Origin of the sequence: Mucilaginibacter tolerans (genome assembly GCF_030519375.1) — a bacterium.
In the GTDB taxonomy this organism is placed as follows: domain Bacteria; phylum Bacteroidota; class Bacteroidia; order Sphingobacteriales; family Sphingobacteriaceae; genus Mucilaginibacter.
In genome coordinates this window covers 19,456-33,938 of record NZ_JAUMKB010000023.1, presented here as the reverse complement: position 1 = coordinate 33,938, position 14,483 = coordinate 19,456, and the positions used below count along the sequence as shown (strand labels likewise).

Sequence of the window (14,483 nt, the reverse complement as noted above, 5' to 3'; positions counted from 1 at the left end):
TAATCTAAATCACTCCACGTCGTTTGCGGACTTTCTCTGTAAGATCAAAAGTCTTCAGACTTACAACTAAAGACTTTTGATTATTCTGTAAATTTTAGGTCCTGCTATCTCGATCCAACGCCCTGCTGCTGTTGGTTCTGATCGCCCTGTTTCAGGTCATCATTGTTGATACCTTTATTTTTAGGCTGGCTGAACGACATTTTACCAAAGCTGTAGCTAAACGTAATACCAAAGGACCGGAAAGGAATAGCGTTGGTGCTGGTTTGGGTAAGCCCCGGACTGCTAATACTGCTATTAAAGTGTTTATAGTTGGCAAACGGTTGTACCACATTCAACCCCACCGACATCTTCTTTTGCATCAACTGCTTGCGAACACCGATACCATACATCGCGAAGGCTGGATTGGTACCTTGGATCGTGCGTCGTGACGAGCCGCCGAAGCCAAATGCCTCGGCCAGGAAGTTAGATGGTAAAGTGAGCGAACCCCGCAGAAATCCATTATACATCAGGTAAGTGCTGTTTTGGGTGTTGTCGGTGATATACGTGCCGGATGGATCGGGCTTGTAGGTATACAGGTTGACATTACCGGTGATAGTAAATATTTTGAAAGGCGTAACGCTCCCGAAAAATGTACCGCCTATTGAGTTGTTGTCGCCGATGTTCTGATAACGGGTAAGCGTACCACCTTCTTCAGTGCCGTTTACAACCACCGATATCGGTGCTGCAATCCCTTCAATCAGGTTGTGAGTATGCTTGTAATATGCACCAATAGTGAGCGATGAAGACCCGAAGAAGGCGTTGTAATCCAGTTCATAGGTGTCTGTTGTCTCTGCATTCAGCGTAGGGTTACCAACCGTTTGGCTCTGTGGCGCACTGCTATTGGTAAATGGGTTCAGAAACTGCAGGCTCGGCCTCGATATACGCTTCGAATAAACCAACTTCAGGGTATTGTTGCCTCCTAATCCCTTTTGCAGCGTCAGACTTGGGATAAAGGTATTATAGCTCTGGCTAAACGGTTGCAAAGCCTGCGATTCGTTCACCGGGTCGCCATGAATGTTAGTATTTTCATCCCTTAAACCCGCCAGAATGGACCATTTTTGAGGCAGCGTAAACGTGAGCACGGTGTAACCCGCATACACATCCTGATTGTATTTGTAAATGTTCGAAAGGGTGCCGTTAAATATAGGGTTCGAATTCTGATCAAAGTCGTAATAATCAGAAACGCTGTTGATCCGCCTGATAATACTTTTGGCACCAGCTTCAATCTTAAACACTTTGCTTACCGGTAAGGTATAATCCAGTTGGAACGTATATTCATTATTGGTACTGTTGATGTCATTCTGCAGATCCGAGAATACGCCGGTGTACATATTTGTATAATTGTTTACACCCGAGCCGCGGCTCCATTGCGTTGAAAAGTCCAGTTCATGCCCGTTCTCGTCAAATTTATGGGTATAATCCATGTTCCAGTCAAAGTTACTGAATGCGTTTTTGCCATTTGAGGTGTACGAATATGGAAGGGTAGAAACGGTGTTCGAGCTTCCATCCGTAGTAAACTGAAAATGCATTAACCTGAACGTGGTATTAATGCTGTTATAGGCATTAAAATCGTAACCTGCACTTATAGAACTAAAAATCGCATGACGCGATACCCTGCTGGTGCCTTTGGTTGATGTTGTGGTGTTGATAGAATCGTTTTGTATATGCTGCTCAAAATCAGAGATACTGGTTTGAGGCCAGCTCAGAAATCCGCCCAGGTTTGCCGAAGCGTGAAAACGGCCCTCGTTATAGTTCAAGTTCATATTGCCGTTGTTTTGCCGGGTGCCTACACCACCATTTATAGAGCCGCTGAAGCCGGAAACGTTCTTTTGCTTGGTAATAATATTGATAATACCGGCTGAACCTTCAGCATCATATTTGGCTGACGGTGAAGTTATCACTTCAATATTCTTGATCTGGTCTGCTGGAATAGAACGGAGCACATCAGAGATGTTCGCTGCCGAAGCGCCTGTTGATTTCCCGTTAATCAATATCCGCACATTCTGATCGCCGCGAACAGATACGTTACCATTCATGTCAACCGAAACCATCGGCACTTTGCCTAAAACATCTGTGGCCGTGCCACCCGAAGCTGTGATATCTTTCTCTACATTGTAAACGATCTTGTCGATCTTGTTTTCAATCAATGCCGCCTGACCGACAACCGAAACTTCTTTCAACGTACGCTGACTTGGCGCCAGGCTAATTACACCAAGATTCTTGTCGGGTTTTGACGGGCTGGTAATTACCGGGGTGATGGTCTTTGCCGGATAGCCTAAAAAACTAACTGTGACTTTATAACTTCCCGAACTGATATTGTTCAGTTTAAAATTCCCTTTTTCATCTGTTACCACGCCGTTTATCGGTGATGCCCCATCGGTGGCAAACAAGGCAACCGTTGCATAATCGATAGGCTTTTTTGTAATTGAATCGATTACCGTACCTGAAATATGACCGGTTATCCCGGACGCGCCGCCGGTCGGAGGCGGTCCCTGGAAATTTTGAGCACCGGCACTAAGTGCCAGCGTAAGAATAGAAAATATAGTAAGGATATACTTCATAACTGTCGAAATATGATTTTGCGCAAAACAAAACAATATTTCCCGTCTGAAATGGAATAATAGACGTAGCTGAGGACATAGTCGACGAGGGCAGTAATTTAATCGATTAAAGTTTTCTGTAAATTCTGCTGGAAGATTTCGCGACATTAACACTAAGCCAGAAGTTGGAAAACTTCGGTCATTTACTATTCCTCGTTAAAGACACACTATAGTGCCATTTCAGGAATCTCGCCCTCAATAATCAATTTACCGGCAGTAGCTGCTTTTATTTCTTCAACACTTACACCTGGAGCACGTTCTAATAGTTTAAAGCCACCTTCCGGCAGAACATCCAGCACGCCTAGTTCAGTTACTATTTTTTTCACACAATGCACGCCTGTAAGCGGCAGGGAACATTTTGACAATAATTTTGACTCACCTGCTTTGTTTACATGCTGCATCGCGACAATGATATTGTCTGCAGATGCCACCAGGTCCATCGCACCGCCCATGCCTTTCACCATTTTACCGGGGATTTTCCAGTTGGCTATGTCCCCGTTTTCAGACACTTCCATTGCACCCAGAATAGTCAGATTTACCTTTTTAGCGCGTATCATCCCAAAACTCATCGCCGAGTCAAATATAGCTGAGCCTGGTAAGGTAGTAATGGTTTGCTTGCCGGCGTTAATCATGTCCGGGTCCTCTTCCCCTTCAAGCGGGAACGGGCCCATGCCGAGCAATCCATTTTCCGATTGCAGTACCACATCCATTCCTTCCGGAATATAATTTGCCACCAATGTAGGTATGCCTATGCCCAGGTTAACATAGTAACCATCCTTTATCTCTTTTGCTATTCGTTTTGCTATTCCTTCTTTGTCAAGCATGATCTCTTTTTCTTACGGTGCGTTGTTCAATCCTCTTCTCGTAATTCTCTCCCTTAAATATCCGGTGAACATAAATCCCCGGAGTATGGATATGATCGGGATCTAATTCCCCCGGTTCAACCAGTTCTTCTACTTCAGCAATTGTTACCTTCCCTGCCATCGCCATTACCGGGTTAAAATTTCTTGCAGTAGAGCGGTAAACCAGGTTACCCATTGTATCACCTTTCCACGCTTTAACAATAGCAAAATCAGCGCTAAAGGCCATCTCCATCAGGTAATCTTTGCCGTTAAAATTCCGTACTTCTTTTCCTATGGCTACCTCGGTACCTATACCGGCGGGTGTAAAAATGGCGGGCATACCGTAGCCAGCTGCCATGCAGCGTGTAGCTAATGTTCCTTGCGGGATAAGTTCCACTTCCAGTTCGCCGCTTAATAATTGCCGCTCAAATTCTGCATTTTCACCTACATAGGATGAGATCATCTTTTTTACCTGGCGCTGTTTGAGCATCAGGCCGATACCAAAATCGTCTACTCCTGCATTGTTGGAGATACAGGTCAGATTTTTCACTCCTTTTTTCACAAGTGCTGCAATACATTTTTCAGGCAATCCGCACAAACCAAACCCACCGAGCATAAGGGTCATACCGTCCTGAATATCATGGATAGCTTCGTCAGCACCGCTAACAACTTTGTTCATAAATAATAATTGGTCGACGTAAAATTAGCAGGATTTTGACACGATTTCAGGATTTATCAGATTTAAAAAATACGTTCTCATTAATATCCCGCTATTCAATAAAATCTTAAATCGTGTTTGGGTTACCATTTGATATTCTGATCAATAAACGCGATCAGGTCATCTGCCATAGCCTGCTGCTCTTTTTTGCTTGGATGACCGGGCGTATTTTTATACGGGAAAATGTGCACGAATATCTTTTTGTCGCCGATCTGCTCCACTGCCTTTTTGATATATCCCGGCCACGGCGCGCCTTCTTTTACGGCGTCCATACTGCCCAATGCACAAATGATCTGTGCCTTAGGATACTTGCTTCTGATAGTTTTTACAAAATCCTTGTAGGCTTTTACACATTGGTCATCTGTTGGTGCTTTGGTACCAAACCTGGCCTTGAACTGTTCATTATCAGGCAGTTTAACAATCCAATTGTCATTCTGAAACAGGTTGATCACCACCAGGTCTGGTGTATATTTTGAAAAATCCCATTTGCTTTCCGCATCCGTCGCATCCAATCGGTAGTACATTTCGGGCATAATCAGCGGAGCCCAGCTCACCATAATCCCGATACCGCTTCGTGAGGTGCTATGCAACTCTGCATCAAAGTGACGTGCGGTAATAGATGCATAACTTAAATAAGCATTCTCGTAAGGCGCTGTCCCCCTATCCTGCCCTGTTGTATCTTCAATGGCATACCCACAGGTGATGGAATTCCCAAAAAATTCCATCTTGCGTTTTTGCTGTGCCGGACGTAGTAATATACCTGCATTTTTATCCATCTCGAAGCCATAAAACCAGGTTTTGCCCATTGACCATTCGCTGCGTTTAAACAATTCAATAGTATGACTACCTCCTGAAAGCCCTGTGGCAAGGGTGTATTGTTTTTGAATACTATCTGGTTGAAGAACAGAGATTACTTTACCATCAAGTATTACGTTCCAGTAATCGTTACCGCGTTCGTCTTTCAGGGTGGCTTTTATGAAAGTCCCCTTAAAATTCATTTTGATAGCAGATGCTGACCATGAAAGTTCGGCTGCATCGTCTGTCATAGCTATACGACCTGAGTAACGGATATGCGTGTCGTGACTTTTAACAACTATATTTTGTGCGCAGCCAAGGATGGCTACGAATTGCAGCACAAACAAAAAGTATAATTTTCTCATGTTCAGGTAATATTTGGGTTATTTCAAATATACGTATGTTATACCATCGCCACCCCTGTCTGCGTGTTCATCTTCCATTCTATCTACGGCATCATATTTTTTTAAATATTCGCGGATCAGTTTGCGCAATATCCCGTCGCCTTTTCCGTGGATGATCTTTAAATTATTAAAGCCCATCATCAATGCTCTGTCCAGCATCTTTTCAATATCATATAATGCTTCTTCGCCGCGTTTGCCACGCACATCAATCTCCGGACTAAAGTTAGCATAATCATTCGTTTGCCCGCTGAAGCTCTTCCTGATCTCTTTCGGAACCTCTTTTTTCCCTACTCGGTGCACCCGGTTCTTTTTGGCTACAGTCCGCAAATCACCGATTGCAATAATCAAATTGTCTTTGGTTATCTCCATGATCTGGCCGGTGGTCTCCGAATCATTAAGCTTCACCCAGTCGCCCGGCTTCAATTCTTCTGTTACTGTAGCCTTAACTGCTTCTGGTTTAACAGTGTTCTTTTGCAATTCGCGGTTGAGGCCCTCACGCAGTTGCCGTGTTTTTTCTTTATCGGCATTACTGCTCTTAATATCTGCAATGGTATTCTCGACCAACTTATTGGCATTAAGAATAATATTCTTTGCTTCTTGTTTAGCGTCACGAATAAGCGCCTTTTTATTTTCTTCGAGGTATCCTTTCAGTTTTTCATTTTCAGAAAGGAGTTCGTTTACCCTTTTTTGCTGCCTTTCCAGTTTTACTTTTGTATCGAATATCTCCTTCTTCTCGCGCTCCAGATCGACCAGCAAGGTGTCTACTTTCTTTTGGCTAACACCTATTTTATTTTTGGCCAGATTCAATACCTGTTGCGGCAAGCCAATTTTCTGCGCGATTTCAAATGCATAAGAGCTACCTGGCTTTCCTACTTCGAGTATATAAAGCGGGCGCATCTCAACATTATCAAACAGCATCGAGGCATTTTCTATACCTTCTGTATTACTTGCGAAAACTTTCAGGTTTGAATAGTGGGTGGTTACCACTCCTCTCACTTTTTTGTGATTGAGGGTTTCCAAAACAGCCTCTGCTATCGGCCCCCCGAATTGCGGATCGGTACCTGTACCAAACTCATCTATCAGAACAAGTGTCTTTCCGTTGGCCATCTCCACAAAATCTTTCATTTTGGATAGATGTGCGCTGTAAGTGCTTAAATCACTTTCAATCGATTGGTCATCACCTATATCGACAAATATTTGTTTAAACACTCCTACTATACTGTTATCAGCTGCCGGGATTAATAAGCCTGCCTGCGCCATCATTTGCAGCAGGCCAACTGTTTTCATACAAACAGATTTGCCGCCTGCATTTGGCCCTGATACTACTACGACACGAGTGGCCTCATCTATATTGATGTTAAGTGGCACAACTGATTTTTTCTCCGCTTTAAAACTCAACAGTAACAACGGATGCCTGGCATTGGTGAGTTTTATTTTAGCCTCATTCACCACTTCAGGCATTGAAGCTTCAATATCAATAGCAAACAGAGCTTTTGCACGCACAAAATCAAGCTTGGTCAACAAGCTATGGTACGACAACAGCAATGGCACATATGGTCTTAGCTCATCAGTTAATGTGGTAAGGATCCTTACTATTTCCCGACGCCGCTCAAATTCCAGGTCACGGATGCGGTTATTTAGTGTGAATACTTCTTCCGGCTCAATATAAACTGTTTGGCCCGATGATGATTCATCATGAATAAAACCTTTCAGCTTTCGTTTATTTTCAGCTAACAATGGAATACACAAGCGGCCATCTCTAATGGTCAATGAGCCGTCAGCCGTCCAGCCATTGGAAGCTGCATTTTTAAATATCTGGTCGATCTTTTTACGGGCCTCCTGCTCAGATTTAGCTATGGAGGAGGTGAGCTCCGCTAATTCACGTGAAGCATTCGTTTTTATCTTGCCTTTCTGATCTATTACCTGCTCAATTTTTTTTATGATTGATCTCTCAATCGGCAAATGCTCAAATAATGCTTCCAGGTTGGGGTATTGCCTTTCGCGGTCGTTAAAATAGGCGATTACAGCAAAAACCGTAGACAATGAAGCCTGTACCTGGTAAAACTCTTCTTCCGTCAAAAACGCACCCTCAATTTTGGCCTTATTTGCCAGAGATTTTATATCGAAGAAATGATGAATAGGCAATGCCTCATCATTTTCCAGGATATTCTTAAATTCATTAGCCTGGCTCAGAAACTTATGAATCTGATCATAATTATTCATCACCTGTATCTTATCAACCATTTGCTGGCCCATAACACTCAGGCAATGCGCTTTGATCAGTTCCTTTATCTCGGTAAAGCCAAGCTTATCAACACTATGGGAGGGAATCAGCATGCGTTCTTTTTCGTGGCTTAATGTTCGGATTAAAATTTCTTTTGATGACGGGCTGCACGGGCTTTGCCGTAACCTGATTTGGTTGGGGCTGCTTAGGTAATTTCTTTAAAGAGTCTGTTCGTCTTTTATTATCCCTATTTATCTTATCAAGATTGAGTTTATTAACCGAATCACTTTTTTGCTTAATATTTATTGTTATCTGATCATACATGGCCTGCAATTTTTCAGGATGTGAGGAATAGTACTGAAAACTTTTCTTAAACTGTCCCGAATCCGTATGATACTTGCTGAATACTATGCGATATTTATCTTTCCCGTACTTATACAGAGAATCAGGCACTTGCACCACGTTGTACATGCTACCATCCACAATATGAATATCGGTTAGCAAATTCGTCATTTCGTCCTGCGCAATTATTCCATCAGGCACTTTATTTCCGCTACAGGCGGCCAGGAAAATCAATACTGAGAAAAACAGCTTATTATATTTATGCATTCTGTAATTTAGCGGCATTATTAAGCAAAACTACGGATAAATGAGCATTGCGGATAACATCAAACGCTTAAAAAACGAAACGGAAACAATAAAAGTACAATTGATTGCTGTATCGAAGACTAAATCTGAGGAAGAGATAAAAGAAGCCTACGATGCCGGCCAGCGTGTATTTGGCGAAAATATGGTACAGGAGCTGGTGGACAAATATGAACACTTGCCCAAGGATATTGAATGGCACCTGATAGGGCATTTGCAAAGCAACAAGGTAAAATATATTGCTCCTTTTATCAGTATGATCCAATCTGTCGACAGCCTGAAGCTGTTGCAGGAAATTGATAAGCATGCTCAAAAACACAGCCGCGTGATCGACTGTTTATTGCAGGTATATATTGCCGATGAAGAAACTAAATACGGGCTCGGTTTTGATGAGATAATTGAATTATTGCGGTCGGAAGAGTTTACTGTTTTGAAAAATGTACGAATCCGGGGATTAATGGGTATAGCAACCAATACCGAAAATGAGAAGCAGATAAATGAAGAATTTTATGAGCTGAAAACCTTTTTTGATGGTATAAAGCAGAGTTTCTTCAGAAAAGACGGCTCTTTTGACACACTATCCATGGGTATGTCGTCCGATTATAAACTAGCGATTGAGCAAGGCAGCAACATGGTGCGCCTCGGTAGTACTATCTTCGGGCAGAGAGTAATTAAACATTGGAAAAATAACTAATCGCCCGAATACGATATATGCAGATAAATTTAAGAGTAGCCGTAAAAGAAGATTGTCCGCGCCTGCTTGAATTGGTAAACGAATTGGCTTTGTTTGAAAAAGCGCCAGAAGAAGTCACTGTTACATTGAAGGAATTTGAAGAAGCAGGGTTTGGCGAAAAGCCGGTCTGGAAAACATTTGTTGCTGAGGTTGACGGAGTAATTGTGGGATTTGCCTTATATTACATTCGTTATTCTACCTGGAAAGGATGCCGTATGTACCTGGAGGATTTGATCGTGACGGAAAGCTGGCGGGGCAAGGGCGTTGGGAAATTACTTTTTGACAGGCTGATTATCGAGGCCCGCGAAATGGGGTTCAACGGTATGACCTGGCAGGTACTGGATTGGAACGAGCCTGCCATTAAATTCTACAAAAAATACGAAGCTGCTCTTGACGGTGCCTGGATAAACGGGTCATTGTCAAAAGAACAGATAATGAACTAAAGCTATGAGACTGAGGGGTATCCTTTTTGTGATAATCGCATGCAGCTTAGCTTCCTGTCAATGGGGAACATCGACAGAAGACAAGCCAGAGATCACTACGGATACACTTCAATTTGTTTATAAGCATATTAAACAAAAAGAAGCAGACCGACAGCTGGATATTTCTTACCCGGTTTTCAAAAATCAAAATACATTGAATGATTCATTGACTGGTTATCTACATGGTCAGAAAGATCATAATTTACATGCTTCAGTTCTCAGACAAGATTCTAGCCTAACTATTATAGAGATCAACGAAATTTTTGCCGATTCAGGGAAATCTGGTAAAACTCAGGCGACGCACTTCCTGAATTGGAACACTAAGAAATCCAAACCAATAAAGCTGAATGACATTTTAATCGATCAGTATACAGATCAACTAAATAAAATTGCAGAGGCGATATTCAGAAAAAACGAAAATTTGAGCGCCGATGCTCCGCTAAACGGGTACAGCTTTAAAGGCGGTCAATTCGTCTTAAATGATAATTTTTTAATTACCCCCATCGGATTAAAGTTTTTGTACAACAACGGGGAAGCAAAACCCGAGAGTTACGGACCTGTTGCATTGTTTATTCCTTACTCACAAATTCTAAATTTACTGCGGCCAAATACGGTTATTACTCAATATCACAAATAATGCTTGTTTTCAAATTCGGAGGTGCATCGGTGAAGGATGCCGCGGGAGTGATCAATCTCTCAAACATTGTAAAAAAATACGAAGGCCAAAAGTTGCTGATAGTAGTTTCGGCCATGGGTAAAACCACCAATGCATTGGAGAAACTGACCAAGGCTTACATCAACGGTTCTCGCGATCTGCATACTGTTTTTGATGAAATAAAAGATTATCATTATAATATTGTTAAAGAGCTTTTTGCGCCAAACCACCCGGTTTATAATGAAGTAGCTAATACGTTTGTGGAGATCGATTGGATGATTGAGGATGAGCCCCACGCCGATCATGATTTTATTTATGACCAGATCGTATCCATCGGCGAGCTGGTTTCGACCCGAATAGTTGCCGCTTATTTAAATCAAACCGGTATAAAAACCCAATGGCTGGATGTACGCGGCTATGTTCATACCGATAATAACTACCGCGAAGGCAATGTAAACTGGGATAGAACACGGGCCAGCATCAGCCAGGAAATTCCTGCTTTACTTGATAATGGCATTGTGGTCACACAAGGCTTTTTGGGTGGAACGTCGGAAAACTTCACCACTACCTTAGGTCGCGAGGGCTCAGATTATACTGCCTCCATTTTTGCGTCGTGCTTAAACGCGGAATCAGTTACCACATGGAAGGATGTTCCGGGTATATTAAATGCGGACCCAAAGCATTTTGCCGATACTGTTAAGTTCAATGAGTTGACTTATGCTGAAGCCATTGAAATGACTTATTATGGTGCAAGCGTGATCCACCCGAAAACCATAAAACCACTGCAGAATGCCAAAATACCTTTGCTGGTAAAATCATTTAATGATCCTTCTGCTGAAGGGACGATCATAAAAGAAACAGCTGATATGCATTTTGATAAGCCGGTTATCATATTGAAACAAAACCAGGTGCTGCTTTCTATATCAGCCAGAGATTATTCATTTATATCGGAGATTCACCTGAGCGAGATTTTCAATTTATTTGCGCAGAACAATATTAAAGCGAATGTAATGCAAACCTCAGCCTTGAGTTTCAGCGTATGTTTTGACTTAAACCCCGAACGTTTTGAAAAACTTTTGGCGGGCTTCAATCAGAATTATAAGGTGAAATATAACAGCGAACTTACCCTGATCACCCTGAGACATTACAAGCTGTACGATTTAAAAGGGCTGGTAGAAAATCGCTCAATCCTCTTAGAACAGGTAAGCCGGAATACCGCACAAATGGTGGTAAAATAATTATTAATTTCTTTAATATAAGGAAGTTAAAAGGTTTATTTATATCCTTTATTTAACAAGCCAAATAGATTAATCCGGCAACTATAGCTGCAATAAATGTGTTCAAAAAGTTGACACCATTGTTTGTCAGCAAATGTTTTCGTTCCAGCAAAGCGCCTAGAAAGGAATCGAATAGGTTACCAATGGTTCCTGATAGGATTATGATCCAAAAGCCTACGTTCCAGCTAAAGCCTAACGCATAAATTAAAGCAATAATCGCAGAGCCGATTACTCCTATCAAAGTCCCTTCAAGACTAACTACACCATCTAACCCTTTTGCATCTGCCTTCCACGAAATGATGTTACAAAACCGTTTGCCATAAATCATCCCAAGTTCTGATGATAAAGTATCAGCCATAGCGGATGATAAGCTTGTAGCCATCATTAGATTCCATAACGGCGCCTTACCGGAAACCCAATAACCCAACGCTCCCATCAGGGCCGCTACCGCGCCATTAGCTATCACCTGCCCGGCGTCCCTTCTTATAGATTGATCATGCTGGATTTTGATCATCTGCTTTTCTTTTTTCTTCCAGATAGTAGCGGCAGTACCCAATGAAAAGAATACAAATAACATAGCTACGCCTGTATATCCGGCTCCTAAAAATATCAGAATAGCAATCACCGCGCCTGTCAAAGCGCCGCCGGCAGTTAACTTCTTGGCGGCAATACTCGCCGCCACAATCGTGATCAACAATAAAATAAAGGACAGGGAATGATTAATGGCCAACGTGTAAATGATTAAAACTGCATCCAATTACGTTAATAGGTTTACAGAATTAAAATTTATTTTACATTTGTAGCAAACTTTAAATGATGAAAAAGATCAGCATATTACTTATTATCATCGGCATAGCGGTAATTTTCTATTGCCTCTATTTTTTCCACCCGCTAATTAATGCAGTTGACTCTGATAGCATGAGCGTAAATCCGCACGGTATAAGATCACCTCAATGGCCTTTATTTATAGGTATCCTGACCGCTTTTGTGGGCATTTGCTTCTATTTCATCGGTGTTGGCGAAGAAAAGAAAGCCAAGAGATAATTAAGGAATATTTTATCCTCATAAAAGGGGTATGGCCGAAAATTCTGACCGGTTATATCCCTTTCTTTTTTGCATTTATTTTTTATGCATATGCCCCAGCAAATACCCAATAGCGAATGCCAAAACAATTAGCCCCCACCATATATACTGCAGCATTTGCATTTTATCAATCTTTTTTTGAAGATCCCTTCGCTCTGATTCAGCAGATAGTTTGAGATTTTGCAGCCGCATATTCTGTTGTTGCAGTTTCGCCAGCGTTCCTCCTACTTCAACAGGTTTCTCCTGTTCGGCTTTGTAACGTTTGGTAAAGCCGCCACCTTTCAAAAACTTTTCGCCCTTCGGTTTCAAGATTAGTTTATCGGGTAATTCGTAATCGCCGTGTTTACCCGATTCTGCTATCAATCCTTCTCTCAGTAATATTTGTACCATGGCAAAAGCTGCTGCTTCATCCTGGTCAAACAACTGCATCAACTGCGCTCTGGTCAGGCTGTCCGGTATACCAAAAGCTTCCAGCACTGCATCCAGCAATTCGCACTCATATTCATTCAGTTCAGTCATACGCACAAATTTGGTTATAATACTTTAACAAGGCAACCCATTGAAGCGTTTCTGTAGAACTTATACCCGAAGGCGCTGGCACACGGAGTGTTTCAGCCATGCTAATACCGGAGCCGGATCGGCGCACAATTATTCCAAAGGCTGGAGGGGATGTTTTAGTAAACTTGACAAATTATTGCGGGCAAAGAGCTATTAATATTTTCACGCAGACCAAGTGCTATTACCACTCATCCAATGATTTGCTTTTATCCGGCAATAACCAGGAAACAATTTGCTCAGGCAGCGACCCCACCAAACCGGTATAATCCAGGATATCCAGAAATAACATCGCCAGTTCCTGTTTCCTGTCAGGTGGAAAAGCTGCCGGGTCCGGTATTAAGAAATCATCTTCCATATCAGTATAGACGAATAGCCCTTTAAAACATTTTATGTAAAAGTAAATTTAGGACTACCTGGGCACAAGGTAAAAGTGGTTAACCGGGTGGGGGAATCGGTGAAGAGGTGGTTATGGGCGGTGAAGGGTGGGATTGCAATATTTTTATTCCCTATCTTTAACTAAAAACCCACACCATGAAAAAGTTTACACTAATCGCCCTGCTTTGCGCGGCCTTCCTATTAGGCTATGGTTTCAACCGTTTAACCTCCCCGGTCAATACCGGTCCGAGGGTGACGGGTATTGGCGGTATTTTTTTTAAGGCCAAAGACCCTGCGGCGCTCAAAGCCTGGTATAGCAAAAACCTGGGCATCCGCATAGGGCAATATGATGCAATTTTTGAATGGCACCAGGGCATGGATAGTACCAAAAAGGGTTTTACCGTATGGGCGCCGTTTAAGGAAACCACCAAATACTTTCAGCCCTCTGAAAAGCAATTCATGATCAATTACCGTGTAGAGGGATTGGATCAGCTTTTGGCCCAAATGAAAGCGGCGGGCACCCTGCCGGTTGACAGCGTGGATAACGAGAGCTATGGTAAGTTTGTACATGTGATGGACCCTGAGGGTAATAAGATCGAATTGTGGGAGCCCAATGATGTGGAATATGCCAAAATGGGTTCTGTTACCACCAAATAAACTACAGATTGTGTGCTTTAATTTATAGTGTAATTACCACAAAACCCGCGCATATAGTTTTCCGTAAAAACCTATATGCCAATTACATGGACAGACTTTGATGAATGTGTAAATGACCGGATTGCTTATTACCAGCAGCAGTACGACCAGGCAACGCGCATTTATAGCAAGCTGCTTAATGAAGGCCGAAACAACCAGCAACAGGTTATAGATATCTTGTCCGTTCAGCAAATGATGGCGGATGAACTGAGCAGGTTACGAAGACTGTTAAACAAATATGCTCCGCAACCAAAAACGGTGTTGCCCAATAAATGGCTTACCGATATAAAACCGAACCGGCTGAATTAGGCTCAACTCTCTATCAAGCAAAAACGCCCCCCAATTTCTTGAGAGGCG

At 42.3% G+C, this 14,483-nt stretch carries 16 protein-coding genes; 7 read left to right on the top strand and 9 right to left on the bottom strand.

The window, feature by feature from the left end; genetic code table 11:
* Window positions 1-104: 104 nt before the first annotated feature.
* From Q3A68_RS21460 to Q3A68_RS21435, 6 genes are all read right to left on the bottom strand, one after another.
* The gene (locus tag Q3A68_RS21460) at window positions 105-2,600 is read right to left on the bottom strand and encodes a TonB-dependent receptor (protein ID WP_302903193.1); all 2,496 of its coding nucleotides are present in this window, start codon (window positions 2,598-2,600) and stop codon (window positions 105-107) included.
* Between the two features lie 206 nt (window positions 2,601-2,806).
* On the bottom strand, window positions 2,807-3,463 hold the full coding sequence (locus Q3A68_RS21455) for a 3-oxoacid CoA-transferase subunit B (RefSeq protein WP_302903192.1): 657 nt from the start codon (window positions 3,461-3,463) through the stop codon (window positions 2,807-2,809).
* Window positions 3,456-4,160, bottom strand: coding sequence for a CoA transferase subunit A (locus Q3A68_RS21450; RefSeq protein WP_302903191.1), 705 nt, complete (start codon window positions 4,158-4,160; stop codon window positions 3,456-3,458). Before Q3A68_RS21450 ends, Q3A68_RS21455 begins: the two co-directional genes overlap by 8 nt.
* A 122-nt stretch (window positions 4,161-4,282) precedes the next feature.
* A complete protein-coding gene (locus tag Q3A68_RS21445; RefSeq protein ID WP_302903190.1) occupies window positions 4,283-5,359 on the bottom strand; it encodes an SGNH/GDSL hydrolase family protein in 1,077 nt (358 codons plus the stop codon).
* A gap of 18 nt (window positions 5,360-5,377) precedes the next feature.
* Window positions 5,378-7,735: an endonuclease MutS2 gene (locus Q3A68_RS21440; RefSeq protein ID WP_302903189.1), complete on the bottom strand. Its 2,358-nt coding sequence runs from the start codon at window positions 7,733-7,735 to the stop codon at window positions 5,378-5,380.
* Window positions 7,716-8,231 (bottom strand): DUF4296 domain-containing protein, encoded by a 516-nt coding sequence (locus Q3A68_RS21435; RefSeq protein WP_302903188.1) that lies wholly within the window; start codon window positions 8,229-8,231, stop codon window positions 7,716-7,718. Before Q3A68_RS21435 ends, Q3A68_RS21440 begins: the two co-directional genes overlap by 20 nt.
* A 40-nt stretch (window positions 8,232-8,271) precedes the next feature.
* Here Q3A68_RS21435 and Q3A68_RS21430 point away from each other — a divergent pair, with 40 nt between their 5' ends.
* Genes Q3A68_RS21430 through Q3A68_RS21415 form a run of 4 tightly spaced genes read left to right on the top strand, consistent with a single transcriptional unit; the run spans window position 8,272 to window position 11,375 of the window.
* On the top strand, window positions 8,272-8,961 hold the full coding sequence (locus Q3A68_RS21430) for a YggS family pyridoxal phosphate-dependent enzyme (protein WP_302903187.1): 690 nt from the start codon (window positions 8,272-8,274) through the stop codon (window positions 8,959-8,961).
* A 17-nt stretch (window positions 8,962-8,978) separates the two neighbouring features.
* Window positions 8,979-9,443 carry a GNAT family N-acetyltransferase gene (locus Q3A68_RS21425; protein WP_302903186.1) on the top strand — a complete coding sequence of 155 codons (465 nt, stop codon included), beginning with the start codon at window positions 8,979-8,981 and terminating at the stop codon, window positions 9,441-9,443.
* Window positions 9,444-9,447: 4 nt separating this feature from the next.
* Window positions 9,448-10,119, top strand: coding sequence for an RsiV family protein (locus Q3A68_RS21420; protein ID WP_302903185.1), 672 nt, complete (start codon window positions 9,448-9,450; stop codon window positions 10,117-10,119).
* Window positions 10,119-11,375: an aspartate kinase gene (locus tag Q3A68_RS21415; RefSeq protein WP_302903184.1), complete on the top strand. Its 1,257-nt coding sequence runs from the start codon at window positions 10,119-10,121 to the stop codon at window positions 11,373-11,375. Before Q3A68_RS21420 ends, Q3A68_RS21415 begins: the two co-directional genes overlap by 1 nt.
* 52 nt (window positions 11,376-11,427) lie before the next feature.
* Here Q3A68_RS21415 and Q3A68_RS21410 read toward each other — a convergent pair whose 3' ends face one another.
* Window positions 11,428-12,171 (bottom strand): DUF92 domain-containing protein, encoded by a 744-nt coding sequence (locus Q3A68_RS21410; RefSeq protein WP_302903183.1) that lies wholly within the window; start codon window positions 12,169-12,171, stop codon window positions 11,428-11,430.
* 56 nt (window positions 12,172-12,227) lie between these two features.
* Here Q3A68_RS21410 and Q3A68_RS21405 point away from each other — a divergent pair, with 56 nt between their 5' ends.
* A complete protein-coding gene (locus Q3A68_RS21405) occupies window positions 12,228-12,458 on the top strand; it encodes a hypothetical protein (RefSeq protein WP_302903182.1) in 231 nt (76 codons plus the stop codon).
* A gap of 75 nt (window positions 12,459-12,533) precedes the next feature.
* Here Q3A68_RS21405 and Q3A68_RS21400 read toward each other — a convergent pair whose 3' ends face one another.
* Together Q3A68_RS21400 and Q3A68_RS21395 are read right to left on the bottom strand one after the other, a co-directional pair.
* Entirely contained in the window at window positions 12,534-13,016 is a 483-nt protein-coding gene (locus Q3A68_RS21400; RefSeq protein WP_302903181.1) for a hypothetical protein, read from the bottom strand.
* A gap of 220 nt (window positions 13,017-13,236) precedes the next feature.
* The gene (locus Q3A68_RS21395; RefSeq protein WP_302903180.1) at window positions 13,237-13,410 is read right to left on the bottom strand and encodes a hypothetical protein; all 174 of its coding nucleotides are present in this window, start codon (window positions 13,408-13,410) and stop codon (window positions 13,237-13,239) included.
* Between the two features lie 176 nt (window positions 13,411-13,586).
* Here Q3A68_RS21395 and Q3A68_RS21390 point away from each other — a divergent pair, with 176 nt between their 5' ends.
* Together Q3A68_RS21390 and Q3A68_RS21385 are read left to right on the top strand one after the other, a co-directional pair.
* The gene (locus Q3A68_RS21390) at window positions 13,587-14,087 is read left to right on the top strand and encodes a VOC family protein (RefSeq protein WP_302903179.1); all 501 of its coding nucleotides are present in this window, start codon (window positions 13,587-13,589) and stop codon (window positions 14,085-14,087) included.
* A gap of 75 nt (window positions 14,088-14,162) precedes the next feature.
* The gene (locus Q3A68_RS21385) at window positions 14,163-14,435 is read left to right on the top strand and encodes a hypothetical protein (protein WP_302903178.1); all 273 of its coding nucleotides are present in this window, start codon (window positions 14,163-14,165) and stop codon (window positions 14,433-14,435) included.
* Window positions 14,436-14,483: the final 48 nt, after the last annotated feature.

Excerpts from the sequence above, each read along its gene's own strand:
- Q3A68_RS21420 (WP_302903185.1), top strand. The coding sequence starts at position 9,448 with ATGAGACTGAGGGGTATCCTTTTTGTGATAATCGCATGCAGCTTAGCT.
- Q3A68_RS21405 (WP_302903182.1), top strand. The coding sequence starts at position 12,228 with ATGATGAAAAAGATCAGCATATTACTTATTATCATCGGCATAGCGGTA.
- Q3A68_RS21440 (WP_302903189.1), bottom strand. The coding sequence starts at position 7,735 with ATGCTGATTCCCTCCCATAGTGTTGATAAGCTTGGCTTTACCGAGATA.
- Q3A68_RS21435 (WP_302903188.1), bottom strand. The coding sequence starts at position 8,231 with ATGCATAAATATAATAAGCTGTTTTTCTCAGTATTGATTTTCCTGGCC.
- Q3A68_RS21415 (WP_302903184.1), top strand. The coding sequence starts at position 10,119 with ATGCTTGTTTTCAAATTCGGAGGTGCATCGGTGAAGGATGCCGCGGGA.
- Q3A68_RS21445 (WP_302903190.1), bottom strand. The coding sequence starts at position 5,359 with ATGAGAAAATTATACTTTTTGTTTGTGCTGCAATTCGTAGCCATCCTT.
- Q3A68_RS21400 (WP_302903181.1), bottom strand. The coding sequence starts at position 13,016 with ATGACTGAACTGAATGAATATGAGTGCGAATTGCTGGATGCAGTGCTG.
- Q3A68_RS21450 (WP_302903191.1), bottom strand. The coding sequence starts at position 4,160 with ATGAACAAAGTTGTTAGCGGTGCTGACGAAGCTATCCATGATATTCAG.
- Q3A68_RS21430 (WP_302903187.1), top strand. The coding sequence starts at position 8,272 with ATGAGCATTGCGGATAACATCAAACGCTTAAAAAACGAAACGGAAACA.
- Q3A68_RS21460 (WP_302903193.1), bottom strand. The coding sequence starts at position 2,600 with ATGAAGTATATCCTTACTATATTTTCTATTCTTACGCTGGCACTTAGT.
- Q3A68_RS21395 (WP_302903180.1), bottom strand. The coding sequence starts at position 13,410 with ATGGAAGATGATTTCTTAATACCGGACCCGGCAGCTTTTCCACCTGAC.
- Q3A68_RS21455 (WP_302903192.1), bottom strand. The coding sequence starts at position 3,463 with ATGCTTGACAAAGAAGGAATAGCAAAACGAATAGCAAAAGAGATAAAG.
- Q3A68_RS21385 (WP_302903178.1), top strand. The coding sequence starts at position 14,163 with ATGCCAATTACATGGACAGACTTTGATGAATGTGTAAATGACCGGATT.
- Q3A68_RS21425 (WP_302903186.1), top strand. The coding sequence starts at position 8,979 with ATGCAGATAAATTTAAGAGTAGCCGTAAAAGAAGATTGTCCGCGCCTG.
- Q3A68_RS21390 (WP_302903179.1), top strand. The coding sequence starts at position 13,587 with ATGAAAAAGTTTACACTAATCGCCCTGCTTTGCGCGGCCTTCCTATTA.